General features: G+C 63.0%; 15 protein-coding genes. 3 read left to right on the forward strand and 12 right to left on the reverse strand.

Annotated features, from left to right (window positions below; genetic code table 11):
• The first annotated feature begins 49 nt into the window (after window positions 1-49).
• Window positions 50-694 carry an MBL fold metallo-hydrolase gene (locus ACZ41T_RS09950; protein WP_464921242.1) on the forward strand — a complete coding sequence of 215 codons (645 nt, stop codon included), beginning with the start codon at window positions 50-52 and terminating at the stop codon, window positions 692-694.
• Between the two features lie 246 nt (window positions 695-940).
• On the opposite strand, the gene ACZ41T_RS09955 is transcribed toward ACZ41T_RS09950, so the two are convergent.
• The 9 genes from ACZ41T_RS09955 to ACZ41T_RS09995 all read right to left on the reverse strand — a co-directional run bounded on the left by ACZ41T_RS09955 (window position 941) and on the right by ACZ41T_RS09995 (window position 10,784).
• The gene (locus ACZ41T_RS09955) at window positions 941-2,509 is read right to left on the reverse strand and encodes a cytochrome D1 domain-containing protein (RefSeq protein ID WP_464921243.1); all 1,569 of its coding nucleotides are present in this window, start codon (window positions 2,507-2,509) and stop codon (window positions 941-943) included.
• On the reverse strand, window positions 2,506-3,708 hold the full coding sequence (gene nirJ / locus ACZ41T_RS09960) for a heme d1 biosynthesis radical SAM protein NirJ (protein ID WP_464921244.1): 1,203 nt from the start codon (window positions 3,706-3,708) through the stop codon (window positions 2,506-2,508). Before nirJ ends, ACZ41T_RS09955 begins: the two co-directional genes overlap by 4 nt.
• Window positions 3,709-3,716: 8 nt before the next feature.
• The gene (gene ahbB, locus ACZ41T_RS09965; RefSeq protein ID WP_464921245.1) at window positions 3,717-4,217 is read right to left on the reverse strand and encodes a siroheme decarboxylase subunit beta; all 501 of its coding nucleotides are present in this window, start codon (window positions 4,215-4,217) and stop codon (window positions 3,717-3,719) included.
• On the reverse strand, window positions 4,214-4,657 hold the full coding sequence (locus tag ACZ41T_RS09970; RefSeq protein ID WP_464921246.1) for an Lrp/AsnC family transcriptional regulator: 444 nt from the start codon (window positions 4,655-4,657) through the stop codon (window positions 4,214-4,216). Before ACZ41T_RS09970 ends, ahbB (ACZ41T_RS09965) begins: the two co-directional genes overlap by 4 nt.
• Window positions 4,657-5,655, reverse strand: coding sequence for a siroheme decarboxylase subunit beta (gene ahbB / locus ACZ41T_RS09975; RefSeq protein WP_464921247.1), 999 nt, complete (start codon window positions 5,653-5,655; stop codon window positions 4,657-4,659). The genes ACZ41T_RS09970 and ahbB (ACZ41T_RS09975) overlap by 1 nt, the downstream gene beginning before the upstream one ends.
• Entirely contained in the window at window positions 5,652-6,827 is a 1,176-nt protein-coding gene (locus tag ACZ41T_RS09980) for a cytochrome D1 domain-containing protein (RefSeq protein ID WP_464921248.1), read from the reverse strand. Before ACZ41T_RS09980 ends, ahbB (ACZ41T_RS09975) begins: the two co-directional genes overlap by 4 nt.
• Complete coding sequence (locus tag ACZ41T_RS09985) at window positions 6,817-7,125, reverse strand: c-type cytochrome (protein ID WP_464921249.1); 309 nt, start codon at window positions 7,123-7,125, stop codon at window positions 6,817-6,819. The genes ACZ41T_RS09980 and ACZ41T_RS09985 overlap by 11 nt, the downstream gene beginning before the upstream one ends.
• An 86-nt stretch (window positions 7,126-7,211) precedes the next feature.
• Window positions 7,212-8,942, reverse strand: coding sequence for a cytochrome D1 domain-containing protein (locus ACZ41T_RS09990; RefSeq protein ID WP_464921250.1), 1,731 nt, complete (start codon window positions 8,940-8,942; stop codon window positions 7,212-7,214).
• Window positions 8,943-9,026: 84 nt separating this feature from the next.
• Complete coding sequence (locus tag ACZ41T_RS09995) at window positions 9,027-10,784, reverse strand: 4Fe-4S binding protein (protein WP_464921251.1); 1,758 nt, start codon at window positions 10,782-10,784, stop codon at window positions 9,027-9,029.
• A 268-nt stretch (window positions 10,785-11,052) separates the two neighbouring features.
• On the opposite strand from ACZ41T_RS09995, the gene ACZ41T_RS10000 reads away from it, so the two are divergent.
• Entirely contained in the window at window positions 11,053-11,730 is a 678-nt protein-coding gene (locus tag ACZ41T_RS10000) for a Crp/Fnr family transcriptional regulator (RefSeq protein WP_464921252.1), read from the forward strand.
• A 122-nt stretch (window positions 11,731-11,852) separates the two neighbouring features.
• On the opposite strand, the gene ACZ41T_RS10005 is transcribed toward ACZ41T_RS10000, so the two are convergent.
• The 3 genes from ACZ41T_RS10005 to ACZ41T_RS10015 all read right to left on the reverse strand — a co-directional run bounded on the left by ACZ41T_RS10005 (window position 11,853) and on the right by ACZ41T_RS10015 (window position 14,929).
• Window positions 11,853-12,731, reverse strand: coding sequence for a 2-hydroxy-3-oxopropionate reductase (locus tag ACZ41T_RS10005; RefSeq protein ID WP_464921253.1), 879 nt, complete (start codon window positions 12,729-12,731; stop codon window positions 11,853-11,855).
• The gene (locus ACZ41T_RS10010) at window positions 12,728-13,684 is read right to left on the reverse strand and encodes an AEC family transporter (RefSeq protein WP_464921254.1); all 957 of its coding nucleotides are present in this window, start codon (window positions 13,682-13,684) and stop codon (window positions 12,728-12,730) included. The genes ACZ41T_RS10005 and ACZ41T_RS10010 overlap by 4 nt, the downstream gene beginning before the upstream one ends.
• Window positions 13,685-13,963: 279 nt before the next feature.
• Entirely contained in the window at window positions 13,964-14,929 is a 966-nt protein-coding gene (locus ACZ41T_RS10015; RefSeq protein WP_464921255.1) for a serine hydrolase, read from the reverse strand.
• A 322-nt stretch (window positions 14,930-15,251) separates the two neighbouring features.
• On the opposite strand from ACZ41T_RS10015, the gene ACZ41T_RS10020 reads away from it, so the two are divergent.
• Window positions 15,252-15,833, forward strand: a complete 582-nt coding sequence (locus tag ACZ41T_RS10020; RefSeq protein WP_464921256.1) for a hypothetical protein — start codon at window positions 15,252-15,254, stop codon at window positions 15,831-15,833.
• The last annotated feature ends 77 nt before the right edge of the window (window positions 15,834-15,910 follow it).

The following is a 15,910-nucleotide window of genomic DNA, read 5'->3' on the forward strand; positions in this document are numbered from 1 at the left end:
TTGTTCGAATGCGATTGGTTGAATGGTGGCGAGGCGGGATAATGGCTGCATGGAATTTACCATTCTTCCCGTCACCCCGTATCAACAGAACTGCTCGCTGGTGTGGGATACCGCGGGCCGCGCGGCGCTGATCGATCCCGGCGGCGAGGCCGAACGCCTCCTGGCGGAGGTCGCTGCGCGCGGCCTCACGCTGGAAAAAATCCTGCTCACCCACGGCCACCTCGATCATGTCGGCGCTGCGGTGGAATTGCGCGAGGCGCTCGGCATTTCCATCATCGGCCCGCAGCGTGAGGAGCAGTTCTGGCTCGACCTCCTGCCGCAGCAGGCCGAGTTGTTCGGCTTTCCGCCGATGCTGGCGTTCACGCCCGACCGGTGGCTGGAAGACGGCGACCGGGTCGAGGTGGGGTCGATCCGTTTCGACGTGCTGCACTGCCCCGGCCACACCCCCGGCCATGTGGTGTTTTTTCAGCCGGAGACGCGGCTCGCCTTTGTCGGGGACGTGCTGTTCAAGGGTTCGGTCGGCCGCACCGATTTTCCGCGCGGCGACCACGCCGCCTTGCTGGCCGCCATCCGCAACAAGCTGTTCCCGCTCGGCGATGACGTGCGCTTCGTGCCGGGACACGGCGCGATGTCCACGTTCGGGCACGAACGCCGCGAGAACCCTTTCGTCGGCCTCGTTGCTGACCGAGGTTGATTACCCGTCACGCAGCTGCCGCGTGACGGCATCGAGTAGCGCCTGCTGCCGGAATAACAAGGGATCGAAGGGCTTCATTTTAAAGCGTCGCTTTGCTGGTTGCTGTTACCCGGAGCATAGGACAATTGTTCGTCAGATCTGCGGATTCGCACATGCGACGACAGGTGGCCGCATCCGAACCGGCGCACGAAGATGTCCGGTGCCGGCGATCCCCGTCACCGGCACCCTGGATGGCACAAACCGGCCTCAATGGCTGGTGCCGGCGGAGCGGGTGGTTTTGTTATAGACGTTGTACTTGCCCGAAGGCTTGCTCATGGGAATGCGCGTCACCTCCTTGAACGTCGCCGCGTCGTAGACGACCAGAGCGCCATCCATCTCCCAGATGCTGACCAAAGCGTACTTGCCGTCGCGGGTGAATTCGACATGGGCGGCGGTCTTGCCGGGTACGGGCGTGAGCTTGCGCACGATTTCCAGCGTGCGCTTGTCGATGATGATGAGTGTGTCCTTGGCGGGACTCATGAAGTTGTCGGTCCAGGCATAGGGGGTGTTCTCATGGCTGCGCATGAAAAACCCCGGGCCCAGTGTGGCGATGCGCTTGATCACCTGCCAGGTTTTCATGTCGATGATGCTGATCACGCCGGTTTTGAGGTTCGGCGTGGCCATCACCGGCCGGCCCTGATACTCCCAGGTGATCCCGGAGCCGAGGTGGGGCATGCCGGGCAGATCCAGGTCGGCGACCTTGCGGCGCGCGTCGAGATTGATCACCTGGCCCTTGCCGCCGTCGCGCGAGGCGCCCATCAGGTGGGTGTAGGACTGGTCGAAGTAGAAGTCGTCGAGGTAGTCCTCGAGCGGGATGCGGCGGATCGGGAACGGTCCCGTGTCGGCGAGCGACTCCGCCATGCGGTAGTCGTGCACCAGACCGGGATAGATTGGCTCGTGGTGTTCGCCGTAGGGGATTTCCCACACTTCCTTGACGTCCTTCAGTGCGGCGATGAAGCTCTTGCGCGGCGCCGCATCATAGACGGCGGATATGCGCGAATGCTTGCCGTTTTCGTCCTGTGCCTCGATCAGCTTGAGCGGCTTCAGGTCAAGTGCGTCGAGAATGACCAGGGTCTGCGGCAGGTAGTTGCCGACGATCACGTAGCGCCCGTCACCCGACACGGCCAGGTTGCGGGTATTGATCCCCGCACGGATTTCATGGGTAGTCTTGAGGTTCCAGATGTCGAACCGGGCGATCCAGCCGTCGCGCGAGGCGAAATAGACGTAGCGTCCGTCGGGCGTGAACTTGGGGCCGCCGTGCAGCGCGAAGTGGGTCTGGAAGCGGTGGATTGGCTTGAAGGTGTCGCCGTCGAGAATGGTGGCGTGGTGATCGCCGGTTTCCACGACCACGAACAGGTTGAGCATGTCGGCCTTGAATGCGGGCGTGTCGGGCAGGCTGCCGGCCTTGAAATGCTCGATGCGCGAGACATTGATTTCCTTCAGTCCCCAGGCCGGCACGCGCGCCGGCTGAGTGTAGATGAAATCGGTGACGGCCTGGATGTCGGCGGCAGAAAGCTTGTCGCCGAAGCCCGGCATCTGCGAGGCGGCGCGGCCGCTGGCGATGACGTTCAGCGCGTCCGGCTTGCGCAGCCGTTCCAGGTTTTCGGGCAGCAGCGCGGGACCCTCTCCGCCCAGGCGGTCGGCGCCGTGGCAGCTGGCGCAGTGCTGGGCGTAGGCCGCGGCAGTGGGTTCGGCGACCGGTTCGGCGGCGAAAACGGGTGCCGCCAGCAGCAGGATGGCCGGGAAAAGGCAGCCGGTGATCAATCGTTTTTTCATGCGCGCATCGCCCGTTTGAGTGGCACATAAGGCGTCAGCGTCAGCCGCTCGTGCGGCGTGGTGACGCCAATTTCGTCGTCGTCGAGGTAGCAGGCCGGGTCTTCCTGCCACGGATCGCCGCTAAGCTGGTAGGCGCGTACCCGGGTGTTGCCGCCGCAGATGTCGAAATAGGCGCATTCGCCGCAGCGGCCCTTGACCGTGCGCGGGCTTGCCTTGAGGCCGGCCATCAGCGGGTCGCGGGTGTCGGGCCAGATTTCCGAGAAGGGCCGCTCCTTTACGTTGCCCAGGGTGTAGTTCCACCAGAAGGTGTCCGGATGCACATTGCCCAGGTTGTCGATGTTGGCGATGTTGACGCCGCTGGAATTGCCGCCCCACTGGGCGAGCCTGGCGCGCATGTGCGCTTCCATTTCGGGGAAGTGCTTGCGCACCCAGAACAGCAGATACACGCCGTCGGCGTCGTTGTTGCCGGTGACGAACTCGTTCTGACGGCCTTCCTGCTGGTAGCGCCAGCAGGTATCGAACAACAGGTCCATGGCCTGGCGGGTGGTCTGGTGCACCACGTCGTGCTTGCGGTTGGTGTTGCCGCGGCCGGCGTAGTTGAGGTGGGAAAGATAGAACTTGTCGAGCCGCTCGTCTTCCATCAGCTGCAGCAGCCCCGGCAGATCCTGCGCGTTGTCCTGGGTCAGGGTGAAGCGGATGCCGACCTTGATGCCGTGGTCGCGACACAGGCGGATGCCGTGCAGCGAGCTCGCGTAGGCGCCCTCCATGCGGCGGAAGCGGTCGTGGGTTTCCGCAATGCCGTCGAGCGAGACGCCGACGTAGTCGAAGCCGATGTCGGCGATGCGGCCGATGTTGTCTTCATCGATGAGGGTGCCGTTGGAGGACAGACCGACGTAGAAGCCCATGTCCTTGGCGCGTTTGGCGATGTCGTAGATGTCCGGCCGCAGCAGCGGCTCGCCACCGGAGAGGATGAGCACGGGCACGTGGAAGCGCTTGAGGTCGTCCATGACGGTGAACACCTCATCGGTGCCGAGTTCGCCGGGGAAATCCTTGTCGGCGGAAATCGAATAGCAGTGCTTGCAGGTGAGGTTGCAGCGGCGCACCAGATTCCAGATCACCACTGGGCCGGGCGGGCTGCGCCGGGGGCCGAGGGCGGTCGGGTGGGCGAGCGCCTGCATGTATTGGGAGATGCGGAACATGTGTTCTCCTATGAGCCGATGCGCAGCCCGGTTTTCTTGAGAATTCGCGTGCTGTACAGGATGTCGTTGCCGCGGCTGGATGGCCCCAGCACGGCAGCGATCAGCGCGGTCTTGGCTTCCACTTCTTCATGCGTTTTTCCGTGCACCATGGCGAACAGGTTGTACGGCCAGTCGGGCAGGTGGCGCGGGCGCTGGTAGCAATGGGTGACGAATTCCAGCTGCCCGACCCGTTCGCCCAGTTCGTCGATGCGATCGTCGGCGACGTCCCACACTGTCATGCCGTTGGCGCGATAGCCCAGGGCATAGTGGTTTGGTACGGCGCCGATGCGGCGGATGATGCCCAGATCGAGCATGCGCCGCATGCGCTGCATGACTTCTGCCGCGTCCACACCAAGCTGCTCGGCAATGGCATGGTAGGGGCGGGCGCTCAGCGGCAGCCCCGCCTGGGTTGCCTGAATGATGCGGCGGTCGATGTCGTCGAGCAGCCTGAAATCCTGGGGCGCGTTCATACGTGCAGTTTCAGCTCCACGAAATACTCACGAATCTTGGGCATGTTGAATACCGCATAGCCGGTTTCACGCTCGATGCGTGCAATCGTTTCCTGCTGCGCATCGGGCGTTTCGGTGGCCAGCACGAACCACATGTTGAGGCGGTGGTTGCGTTCGTAGTTGTGCGCCACCGCGGGCTGATTGTTGACGATGCCGGTCACGCGGTCATAGTCTTGCGGCGGGATTTCCATTGCTGCCAGACTCAGCGCGCCGCCCATCTGCGCCGCATGGTACATGGGGCCGAAGCGCGACAGCAGGCCGCGTTGCAACAGGCTCTCGATGCGGGCAATGACGCTCGCCTCGTCGCTGCCGACGCGGGCCGCCACCTCGGCGTAGGGACGCTCGCAAACCGGAAACCCACCCTGCAGGGTGTTGATCAGGGCACGGTCCAGCTCGTCCATCAGGCCGCCTCTTTCCTGGGGGGGGGTTCGACGTAGCGGGCACCGGTCTGCTTGAAGCGCTGCTTGCTGAACAGGACTTCGCACGAGAAGTCGGTCAGTCCGCATTGATCGCGCACATGCCGGTGGTGTTCCAGCACGGCGTCCCGGTCTTTGCCGTGGATCATGCAGAACAGGTTGTAGGGCCAGTCGGGCAGGCGGCGCGGGCGCTGGTAGCACAGGTTCACCAGACCGGATGCGCCGATGCAGCGCCCGACTTCATCGGCCTGTTCGTCCGGAATGTCCCACACCACCATGGCGTTGGCGCGGAACCCCAGTTCGTGGTGGCGCACGATGATTCCCAGGCGCTTGATGATGTCGTGCTCGAGCAGTTTTTCCAGGCGGCTCAGCACGTCGGCCTCCGAGGTGCCGATGGCGGCGGCAACCTGCGCGTAGGGGCGCGCCACCAGCGGCAGGCCGTCCTGTATCGTCGCGACCAGGGCATAGTCGAGACCGTCGAGTTCGAGCGCACTTTGCGGGACCGCCTTCTGCCGGGGTTGATGCGCCAGGGCGACGCTGCGGCGCAGGTCGAAGCCGAGGTCGATGTGGTAGTCCTGCACCATTGGCAGGCGCATCATCGGCAGCCCGGCCTGCTGCTCGATGTCGTGCAGCACCCGTCCCAGGTGCGCCGCATTCGCGGCAGTGGCGACGAACCAGAGGTTGAAGCGGTGTTCGCGTTCGTAGTTGTGGTTGACTTCCGGATGGGCGCTGACCTGTTGCGCCACGCCGGCGAGCCTTGCTTGTGGGACGGCCATGGCGGCTAGCGTGCTGACGCCGATGCGGTTGGGGCGGAACACCGCGCCGACCCGGCTGATGACGCCTTCCCGCGTAAGGCGGCGCAAGCTGTCGAGCACGTCCTCCACCTCCAGGCCGAGACGGCGCGAAATGGCGTCGAAGGGCGTCGAGGTGAGCGGAAAGTCGCGCTGGAAATCATTGAGCAGGCTGAGTTGAAGGTCGCTCATAATCCGGTCCTGTGGGCACGCACGGTGAAAAAAATGCCGCTTGGGCTCTGTGCGGGCAGGGTGCCGATGCGGGTGAATGAATCCGGGTCGTAGATGTCGATGCGGTTCTCGTCGCGCAGCGAGAGCCAGACCTGCTCGCCACGCGGGGAAAACTCCAGATGCAGTACCCCCTTTCCTGGCTTCAGGGTTTGCACGATGCGCTGCGAGGGCAGATCGAGGACCTGCACTGTATCGTTGTCGGGGAAGGCGAAGTTGATCCACACCTGGCGCCCGTCGGGGCGCGCCACGGCGAACACCGCCTGGCCGGCGACAGGAATGCGCGCGACTTCCTTCCAGCTGTTCTGGTCGGCGATGATGACCTCGTGCTTGCCGACCGCGGGCAGCACGATCTGGTTGCCGGTCGCGGCCCAGCCTTCCAGGTGCGGCATCTTGTAAACCGGCAGTTTCTCGCCGTGGCGCCCGAACTCCACCAGCATGCGTTTGACGCCGGCGTCGAGGTTCCACAGGTCCAGCACGGCCACCCCGTCCTCGCCGAAGAGGCCGGCGGCATAATGGCGGCCGTCGGCGGTGATCATGCCGTCGTAAGGCTCCTTGCCAATGCCGGCGAACTTGCGCAGCAGCGGCTGTTTCGGGTCGTGCATGTCGGCGACCCAGATCTCGCCGGCGTCATACAGGCTGAATACGAACCGCTGCCCGGGCGCATCGACCAGGCCGACGACCTTGGAGCGTTTTCCATCGGCGCCGACGGCGGGAATGTCGGCGACGAGCACCAGGGTGTTTGCGTCGAACACCTTCACGCCGCCGGGTTCATAGTTGGCCACGGCGACCAATGTGCCATCGGTCGAGATGGCGCCGCCGATGCTGTTGCCGCCCTGGATGATGCGGCGGTCGATGCGCTGGGCCAGCAGATCGATTTTGGTCAGCCCGCCGTCGCGACCGAACACGTAGGCGTAACGTTCGTCGCGGGAGTAGCTGACGGACGCGTGGGAGAGGTCGCCCAGGCCTTCCACTTTCGCCAGACTGGTGCGATGGGAGGTGTCGATAATCTGCACGCTGCCGGTGGCGCGTTCGATGACGACGCCGAGGTCGCCGGTGCCGCGCAGGTTGGTGCCGGCGCAGCCCGTCAGTATGCCGAGAGCAAGCAGAAGAAGAGCAGGAATGTTAGCGCGCATCGGGAAATCCCTTTTGCAGACTTTCCGCGATCCATGACGCGTCGGATTCGGAGAGGAAGTTTTTCCACGGTGGCATGGGTGTGCCGGGCCGCCCATGAAGAATAGTACTGATCAGCGAATCAGCAGGTTTGTCTTTCAGTGTTTCGGGCGTGAGTGCCGGGCCGAGACCGCCACGAAGCTGCATGCCGTGGCAGGAGCCGCAGTCCTGGCGCACCAGGTGAACGAGCTCGTTCTGCCGTGCCGAGTTGAGAGGAGGCGAATCGGCGAAAGCGCTGCCGAAAGCCATGGCAATCATCATTCCTGCTGTCGTCAAAGTTCGCATGTGCGCTTGTTGCCCGCCGTAAGGGAGTGACGGGGCAGGGAATCCTGCTCCGCCCCATCTGCTTAGTAGACGTCGTGCTGCGTGTTATAGACGTTGAATTTGCCCGTCGGCGTGATCAGACGCTTGTCCTTGATCACGGCCTTGAGCTTGCGCGTCTTGTCATCGATGACCACGATGGCTGATTCCTGGTTCTGGCCATTCCAGACCGAGAACCAGACTTCGTCCCCCGCCTTGTTGTACTCGGGCTGCACGACGCGCTTCGGTCCTTCACCCAGGCCGGCCATCTCGGCGATGTTCAGCACCTGCGGTTCCTTGTCGAGATGATCGATGTCGTAGACTGCGACCGACTGGCTGATGGCGGCATCCGGGTTGAGCGCCGTATCCACCCACAGGTTCCTTGACTTCGGATGGGTTTTGAGGAACAGCGAACCGCCACCCTGGCCCTTGAGGGTGCGCACCACTTTCCAGGCATTGCTCTTGTGTTTTTTGGGGTCGGTACCGATCAGTGCGATGCTGTCATCGCCGAGATGCCCCGTGGCCCATACCGGGCCAAATTTCGGATCGACGAAATTGGCACCACGGCCCGGGTGCGGGGTTTTGCCTACCTCAACCAGCGCGGTCAGTTTCTGGTCCTTGGAGTCGACTACGGCAATCTTGTTGGAGGCGTTGGCTGCCGACATGAAGTAGCGGTGCGTGGAGTCCCAGCCGCCGTCGTGGAGGAAGCGCGCGGCGCCGACCTCGGTGATCTTCATGTTGTCGATGTCCTCGTAGTTGGCCATCAGGACCTTGCCGGTCTCCTTGACGTTGATGATGAACTCCGGGTGTTCATGCGAGGCGATGATGGCGGCGACGCGCGGTTCCGGGTGATATTCCTGGGTGTCCACGGTCATGCCGCGGGTGCCGACAATCTTTTTCGGCTCCAGGGTATCGCCATCCATGATGACGAATTGTGGCGGCCAGTAGGTGCCGGCGATCGCATATTTGTCCTCGTAGCCCTTGTACTTGGAGGTTTCGACGGAACGCGCTTCCATGCCCACCTTGATCTCGGCCACCACCGCCGGTTTTTCCATCCACAGATCGATCAGGTCGATCCTGGCGTCGCGGCCGATGACGAAGAGATAACGCCCCGAAGCCGACATGCGCGAGATGTGCACGGCATAGCCGGTCTCGATGGTCGAGATGATCTTCTTGGTGTTGCCGTCGATCAGCGCGATCTTGCCGTCGTCGCGCAGGGTCACGGAGAAGATGTTCTCCAGATCCAGCTTGTTCATCTTTTTCTTGGGACGCTTTTCGGGGGGCACCAGAACCTTCCAGGTGGCCTTCATTTCGGCCAGGCCGAATTCGGGTGGGACCGGCGGCTCGTGCTGCAGGTAGCGCGCCATGAGGTCGACTTCGGCCTCGCTCAGGAGGCCGGAGGAGCCCCAGTTCGGCATGCCGGCGGGCGTACCGAAATTGATGAAGACCTTCAGGTATTCGGTGCCGCGCGCCAGGGTGATGTCCGGGGTGAGCGGCTTGCCGGTTGCGCCCTTGCGCAGCACGCCGTGGCAGCCGGCACAGCGCTCGAAATAGATTTGCTTGGCGCGGGTGAATTCGCTGGTGGTGATGGCCGGTGCCTTGGGCGTACGGACGTCCTCGGCCTTTTCCCCCGTGATCGATGTGGGCGCGCCTTTGTATCGCAATTCGGGATCGGTGGTGCCGGGGTGGCCGGAAGCAGGCGCATCCGCTGCAAAAGTGAGTTGTGTCGCGCCCATGATGAAAATGCTGGCAGCCAGAATGGTTAGCCTGGTGTTCATTTGAATCCTCCTCTGGTTAAGTGAAAAATCCTGATTACTGAGCAGTAAGTTAAACCGTCTTCCACATGTATGCCTTGATTTAGGTCAACGATTAGCCCGGCAACTCAAACACGGGCTTTCTGCATCCTCGTCATCCTCGGCGAGGATACTCATGACCGTGATGGGAATGCCATTCAAGTGTGAGGTGGCGTCACCGGCGCCCTCCATGTCCTGGGCAAGTTCGCGCGTCAGACTGCCGCGTTCACGGCGTCTGCGCTTCACGACCAATGGCGGGCACTTGTGTTCATCATAGTAGGTAACCTGGCAGTCGAGGCAGTGATGGCACTCGTTGAGCACGATTTCTCCGGTAGGGCGGATGGCCTGGACTTCGCATGCCATGGCGCAGGCCTGGCAGGGTTTGCCGCATTCCTTGCGGCGGCGCAGCCATTCGAAGGAGCGGAAGCGGCCGGGAATGATGAGCGAGGCGCCCAGAGGGCAGATGTATTTACAGTAAAACTTGCGGTTGAAGGCGGCGAGCAGGAGCACCCCCAGGGCAAAGGCCATGTAGCCCCACTCGCGCTGAAAGCGCAGGGTGAAAACCGTCTTGAAGGGCTCGATCTCGGCCGCGCGTATCGCCAGTTCCATCGACTGCAGGGACAGCCCGAACAGCACCAGCAGAATCACGAATTTGAGCGCCAGCATGCGCTCGTGCACGACATAGGGGATTTCGAAAAACGGCAGTCTGAGCTTGCGCGCAAGCTGGAAGGTGAACTCCTGCAAGGCACCAAACGGGCACAGCCAGCCGCAGTAGACGCCGCGGCCCCACAGCAGCAGGGTGATCGCCACGAAAGACCACAGGATGAACAGCATGGGATCGATGAGAAAGGTATCCCAGCTGAATTGATGGGTAATTGCCTGGACGAAGGTGAGGACGTTGACGATGGAAAGCTGGCCCATCGCATACCAGCCGATGAAGAACAGGGTGTAGGCCAGGAAGCCGGTGCGTACCCGGCGCAGCAAGGTGGGGCGGCGTGCCAGGTAATCCTGGAACAGCAGGATGCAGGTGAGCAGGACCAGCCCCAGCAGCAGCAGCACGATCTCCACCTTGTGCAGGTGCCAGAGGGTGGGCCATATGGGGCTTTCGTCCATGGCAATGGTTGCGGTCAAGGCAGGGACGGTGGCGGGTTCGGCAGATGCCGCCGCGGCAGCGGGCTGCGGCAATGTCGCCTCGACGGGGCGGACAGCCTGCGCCGGCGAGGTGGACGCCGGTCGGCCGGGCGTCTCGGCCGCCTTGTCATGGGGCGGAGGGGATGGCGCCGTCTCCGGCGTCGCCGAGGACGGTGTTGCGGCCTCCACCAAGGGGATTCCCCGTGATTCGGCCACCATTCTGGCTGCGCGGGTGACGGAGGCGTTGATGACCATGGTGGAGATCGTGGCTCCGGAAATGGCATCGACGGTGGCGTAGCCGTCACGCGCCGCGCCGACGACGATGCGCCCGCTTGCCGGCTTGTTCCGGTACTGATCGACAAATTTCGTCAATTCCGCTTCGCTGATGCCCGCAGCAAGAATCGGCTCTGCATGGTGGACAATGCGCGCGCCCGTGATACGTCCACGGGTGTCGATCCCGACCAGGATGTTGATCGGGCTCCCTGAATAGGCGGGAATGCGCACCATATCCATGGTCAGAAAGGCGAAGCCAATCAATTCATTGCTGGCATAGACGGCGCTGGCGGGGGGGCTGCCTTCGGATTCGCCAAAGTGGTCGGCACCCGGAAACAGGGCGCGCACCTGCGGATAGTCGGTGGCGATATTCGCGCGGACTGTCGAAGTCGCGCCAGCGATCAGCATCAAGAAGAGAAGCATCGCCCACACGGGGTGCGGGTAACGCCGCCTGATCTGTGTACCCCAACGGCTTGCCGGGCTTGTGAAATGGGGACGCCGTATTTTGATTGCGTGAGCACGCCGGTGGGGTAGAGCGGGGCAGAAGCTAGAGAGCATGATCATGAAATTCAATGTTATGCGCTGTACGCAGACATTATCGCAGCCCGATCGAAGTATGGCCCATATTCCGGCCGGGCCGGTCGGCGCGCCGTGACTTAAGTCAAATGAATCTTGGCCTTATACTACGCTCATGCATCTGGACTCTGTGGATATTCAACGTCTAAAAGGCGGCTACCTGCTGGCTGCGTTGTCGCCAGCGGAGTTTGACGAGGTGCTGGAACACGTTAAGGTTCGCAAGTTAATGCCGGGCGAATGTCTGTTCGATCAGGGCGATCCGTGCACGCATTTTTTCTTTGTCCTGTCGGGAATCGTCAAGTTGTGCCGCGTGGCGCAGAGCGGTGAAGAAAAGGTGATGGACCTGGTTCGGCCCGGACTTTTCTTTGCTGAAGCGGCGATGTTCATGGGAGGGCGTTACCCGGTCCACGCCTGCGCGCTTGAGGCAACCCGGCTGGTGGTTCTGGATAACAAGCATTTTCTTGGGCTGGTGCGGAGCAATGGGGATCTGTGCATGCGGCTTTTGTCGACCATGAGCCAGCGCATGCACTGCCTGATCAACGAGATAAAAAACCTGACCCTGCACAGCGGCGCGCAGCGAGTGATTGGATACCTGCTGGAGCAGTTGCCGGAGGGAGCCGTTGCATCCAACGTGCGGCTAACGGCGCCTAAACACGTCATTGCGTCGCGTTTGGGGATTCAGCCGGAAACCTTGTCCCGAGTTTTGGCCAAGCTGCGCAGCGGGCATCTGATCGACGTGCATGGCGACCAGATCGTCCTCAATGATGTGGAGGCTTTGCGGCGCTTGAGCTAAGCGGTGGGACGACCGATCCATGCCGGCGCCTGGCGAACCCCTCCTGCCTGGTGGTTATGGCTTGGTAGTAGTGGACCGGAACAGGGGCGGCACGGTCGAGAAAACGATGCGTTCCTCGAAGCTCATTGCGTGCCGCCGGTCAGCCGCTCGAGCGCGCGCATGATCGCCGACGAGTCGAGTTCGCTGTCGCCGGCACCCATCAGCGCATTCATCTGCTGTGCGACCAGCGCAGCGCCGGGCAGGGGGGTGGCGGTTTCCTGCGCGTTGTCCATGACGATGGCCATATCCTTGTGGTGCAATTTCACCTTGAAGCCGGGCTTGTAATTGGCGTCCAGCATACGCTGGCCGTGGACGTCGAGGATGCGGCTGCCGGCGAAGCCACCCAGCAGCGCTTCGCGCATCTTGACCGGGTCGACACCGTTGCGGCGCGCCAGCAGGATGGCTTCGGCGACACCCTCGAAGGTGAGGCCGACGACGATCTGGTTGCAGCATTTGACCACCTGGCCGGCGCCGTGGCCGCCGACGTGGACGATGTTCTTGCCGAGAATTTCGAACAGCGGACGGATCTTTTCAAAGATCGGCGCTTCGCCGCCGACCATGATTGACAGCGTGCCCTCGCGCGCGGCGACTTCGCCGCCCGACACCGGGGCGTCGAGCATGTGGACGCCGCGTTCGGCGAGCGCCGCGGCGATGCGGCGGGTGGCGGCGGGCGAGACGGTGCTCATGTCGACGATGGTGTGGCCGGGGCGGGCGCCGTGCACCAGCCCGCGGTCGCCGAGGATGATCTGTTCGACGTCGGTGGTGTCGGAGACGACGGTGAAGGTGATGTCCGATTCGGCGGCGACTTCGGACGGCGTGCCCTTGCCGAGCGCGCCGGCGACCAGTATCGGTTCGAGGCGGTCGAAGCGGCGGCCGTAGACGAACAGCTGGTGCCCGGCGCGCAGCAGGTTTTCCGCCATGGGGCGACCCATGATGCCGCTGCCGATGAATCCGATTTTCATGATGCAATGCCTTTCACGACAACAAGCCAGAATGGCAGCGTAACCAATCCCACCAGCGTTGACCAGCCCATGATGAGGCCGGCCAGGCGGGTGTCGAGACCGAAGCGGTCGGTCAGCGCGATGACCATCACCATGGTTGGCATGGCGGCCTCCAGAATTGCCGCTTCACCCGGTTCGCTGAGTTTGCCGGGCCACGCCAGCGCAATCCCCAGCGCCAAGAGTGGCATCAGCGCCAGCTTGATGGCCATGGCGACAAAAACGGCCTTGTGCGGCCGCAGATCGTGCCAGGGAATGGTCAGGCCCAGCACGAACAGCATTAGCGGAATGGTCGGGCTGCCGGCCCAGCGCGCGGCTTCCACCAGCGGGTCGAGCGCGGCGCCTGAGAGGTTGACCGCGATACCCGCCGCGAAGCCCCACACCGGCGGTAGCCGCAGCCACATCGACAGGAACGAGGCATGCTCGGTGTGCTTGCCGCAGTGAAACGCGATCCACACGCCGAGCGACCACACCAGCGGGGTGGTCGCGAGCATGTCGGCGAAGAAGGGGTAGCGCGCGCCCGATTCGCCGTACACCGTGGTGAGGAATGGATAGCCGAAGAACAGTACGTTGCCGAAGCCGGACGCCAGCATGATGGCGCCGCGTTGCGGCCGCGTGAGGCCGTGCCCGAGCGGCGTGGCGAACAGCGCCAGCGCGGCCAGCGCAAGGCCGAACAGGGTGGCGGCGCCGAGAATCAGCGGCACCTGCAGGATGGCGAGATCAACCGTGGCGGATGCGCCGGCCGCAAAGAACAGCATCGGCGCGAAGAAATTCAGCACCAGCCGGTTGATTTCGCCACGCAGACCGACGATGGAAATGCCGCTTTGCCAGCGCGGCCAGATGGCGCCGGCGGCGATCAGCAGGGACAGGGGCAGCAGCGTTTTAAGCAGCAGTTGCTGGGCGAGTTCGGCAGACATGAGACGGGATGCGGACGGACGGGGCGTTCATCATAACGCCGCCGCTAGCAGCCTGTCGGACTTGAAGAATCGAAGCGAAAATTCGACTGGGCGAGGGCAGTCCCAAGGGATACCGTCCCGACGGGACATGATTTTGACGGTTTTGCCGGGCAATAGTCGTTTTATTGCCCAAGAAAGTGGCGAAATATAAACCGGCCAGGCGGATTTGCAGCCGATTTCCTTCAAGTCCGGCAGGCTGCGAGGCCGCTGGTGCGGGAAGCGCGCCAGCGCAGGAGGAGGTCAGGTGCGCGAGGCGGGGGTGTGGCGGTTATCGGTGCGAAGCGGCGGGCTGGATTCCAGCCAGGTCTTGATGCGGGTGGCATCGCCGGCGCGGCGGCTGGTGCCCTGTGCATCGAGCAGCACGATGATGACATCGCGGTCGGCGATCTGCGCCTGCATGATGAGGCAATGACCGGCCTCGTTGATGAAGCCGGTCTTGGACAGGCCGATATGCCAGTCTTCCGCGCGGGTGAAGCGATTGGTGTTGTTGAATGCCACGGTGCGGTAGTGCACCTGGGGCTTTTGCCGTTTTTTCCGGGTCACCACGCGCTGGGTGCCCAGGGTGTAATTACCGGTGGTGCTGATGTCGCGGATTTCGGGGTAGTTCTGATAGGCGTGATCGACGAGTTTGGCGAGATCGAGCGCGGTCGAACGGTTGTCGCTCGACAGCCCGGTCGGCTCGACGTACACCGTGTCGTGCATGTCCAGTGCGCGCGCCATGCGGTTCATGGTGGCGATGAAGCGCTGCAGCCCGCCCGGGTAGCTGCGCCCGAGCGCATGCGCCGCGCGGTTGTCGGATGCAATCAGCGCCAGATGCAGCAACTGGCCGCGCGTGTAATGGCTGCCGATGGCCAGGCGCGAGCCGGTGCCCTTGAGGGTGTCGCGGTCTTCGTCGGTGATGGCGATGCGCTCATCCAGCGGCTGTGCGGCGTCGATCACCAGCATTGCCGTCATCAGCTTGGTGATCGAGGCGATCGGCGTCTGCAGGCCGGCATTCTTCGACAGCAGCGTTTGCCCGCTCGCCTGGTCGAGCACCAGCACCGAATGCGCGCTCAATTCCGGTATCGACGCAAAGTCGGGCGCCGGCTGCGGGGCGGACAGCGTCGTGTCGAACGGGTCGCTCCATTGCAGGGAGGTGCGGCCATCGAGCGCGGCGGCGCTGGTGTGAACGCACAATAAAATCAATCCGGTCAGTACAGCTTTCATATGCGTTTGCTTCAATGAAGGGCGGCAGGATTACAACACCATAGGCAATATACGGACATGCTGACCAAAACTTGAAAACAACAGTTCATGGCAATGGCCGGAATTTTTTAATTCCTGAATGACGGTGTAGCAAATTTAGTTATAAATAGCAATGAGATGTGAGAGATTTCGAATAATTTACTAAAGAAGTCGGCGCTAACGACCTGCCTGTGTGCCTGTGTGTGGTGGCTGAGTCGCTCGAACTTCTGATGCAAGGCGCTGCCGCGCAGGGGCGCAATCGACGCTGCACGGTCATTTCCGCCAGGCTCGCGGGGCCGATCGGGTGTTTGTGCTGCTGCAGGACGCGATGCGTGCGCTGCTCGGCATCGAACCGCCTGCCTGTTCGCTCCGGCCGGCGACAGTACTATCGATACGGCGATCCCCGCGCTGCGGTCGTCGGCGCGGCGCGCGCAACATCGAAATCCGCCTCAAGTGCAACCCGTGGATGCGGTATCCGCGACTGATGACGGGCCGCTGCGAGTCGGTCGAACTGACCGCCACCGGCACGTACGACGAGGAAATCAGCCCCTTCGAGCAGCGCTTCATCGGCAGCTACGGTGTCGCCAAGGGCGTCACCGAGCGCAAGCCGGCCGAGGAAACCGTGTACGACCAGGCCTACCACGACCTGCTCATCGGGCTGCCCAACCGCGCGCTGTTTCGCGACCATCTCGGCCTCATGCTGGCGCAGGCCAAGCGTCGCCAGAAACTGCGGGCGCGTCTGGGCGGTGACGAATTTGTAGACAGCGTCATGCGCGCGGTGCAGGGCTATTACTACAGTCCTCCGCTTTCCTGCCATGAAGCCACCGCCCTGCTGGGCCGGCATACGCGCGGCTTCGAGCAGAGTGATCGGTGGGTGGCAGGTTAGGCGCCTGTCGGACTAAAAGGAATCGCCAGCGCTTTACCCCGGCCTGTCTGTCCCATGCAATTTCCTCCTCGGTCAGT

The sequence above is a fragment of the Thiobacillus thiophilus genome (assembly GCF_055378705.1).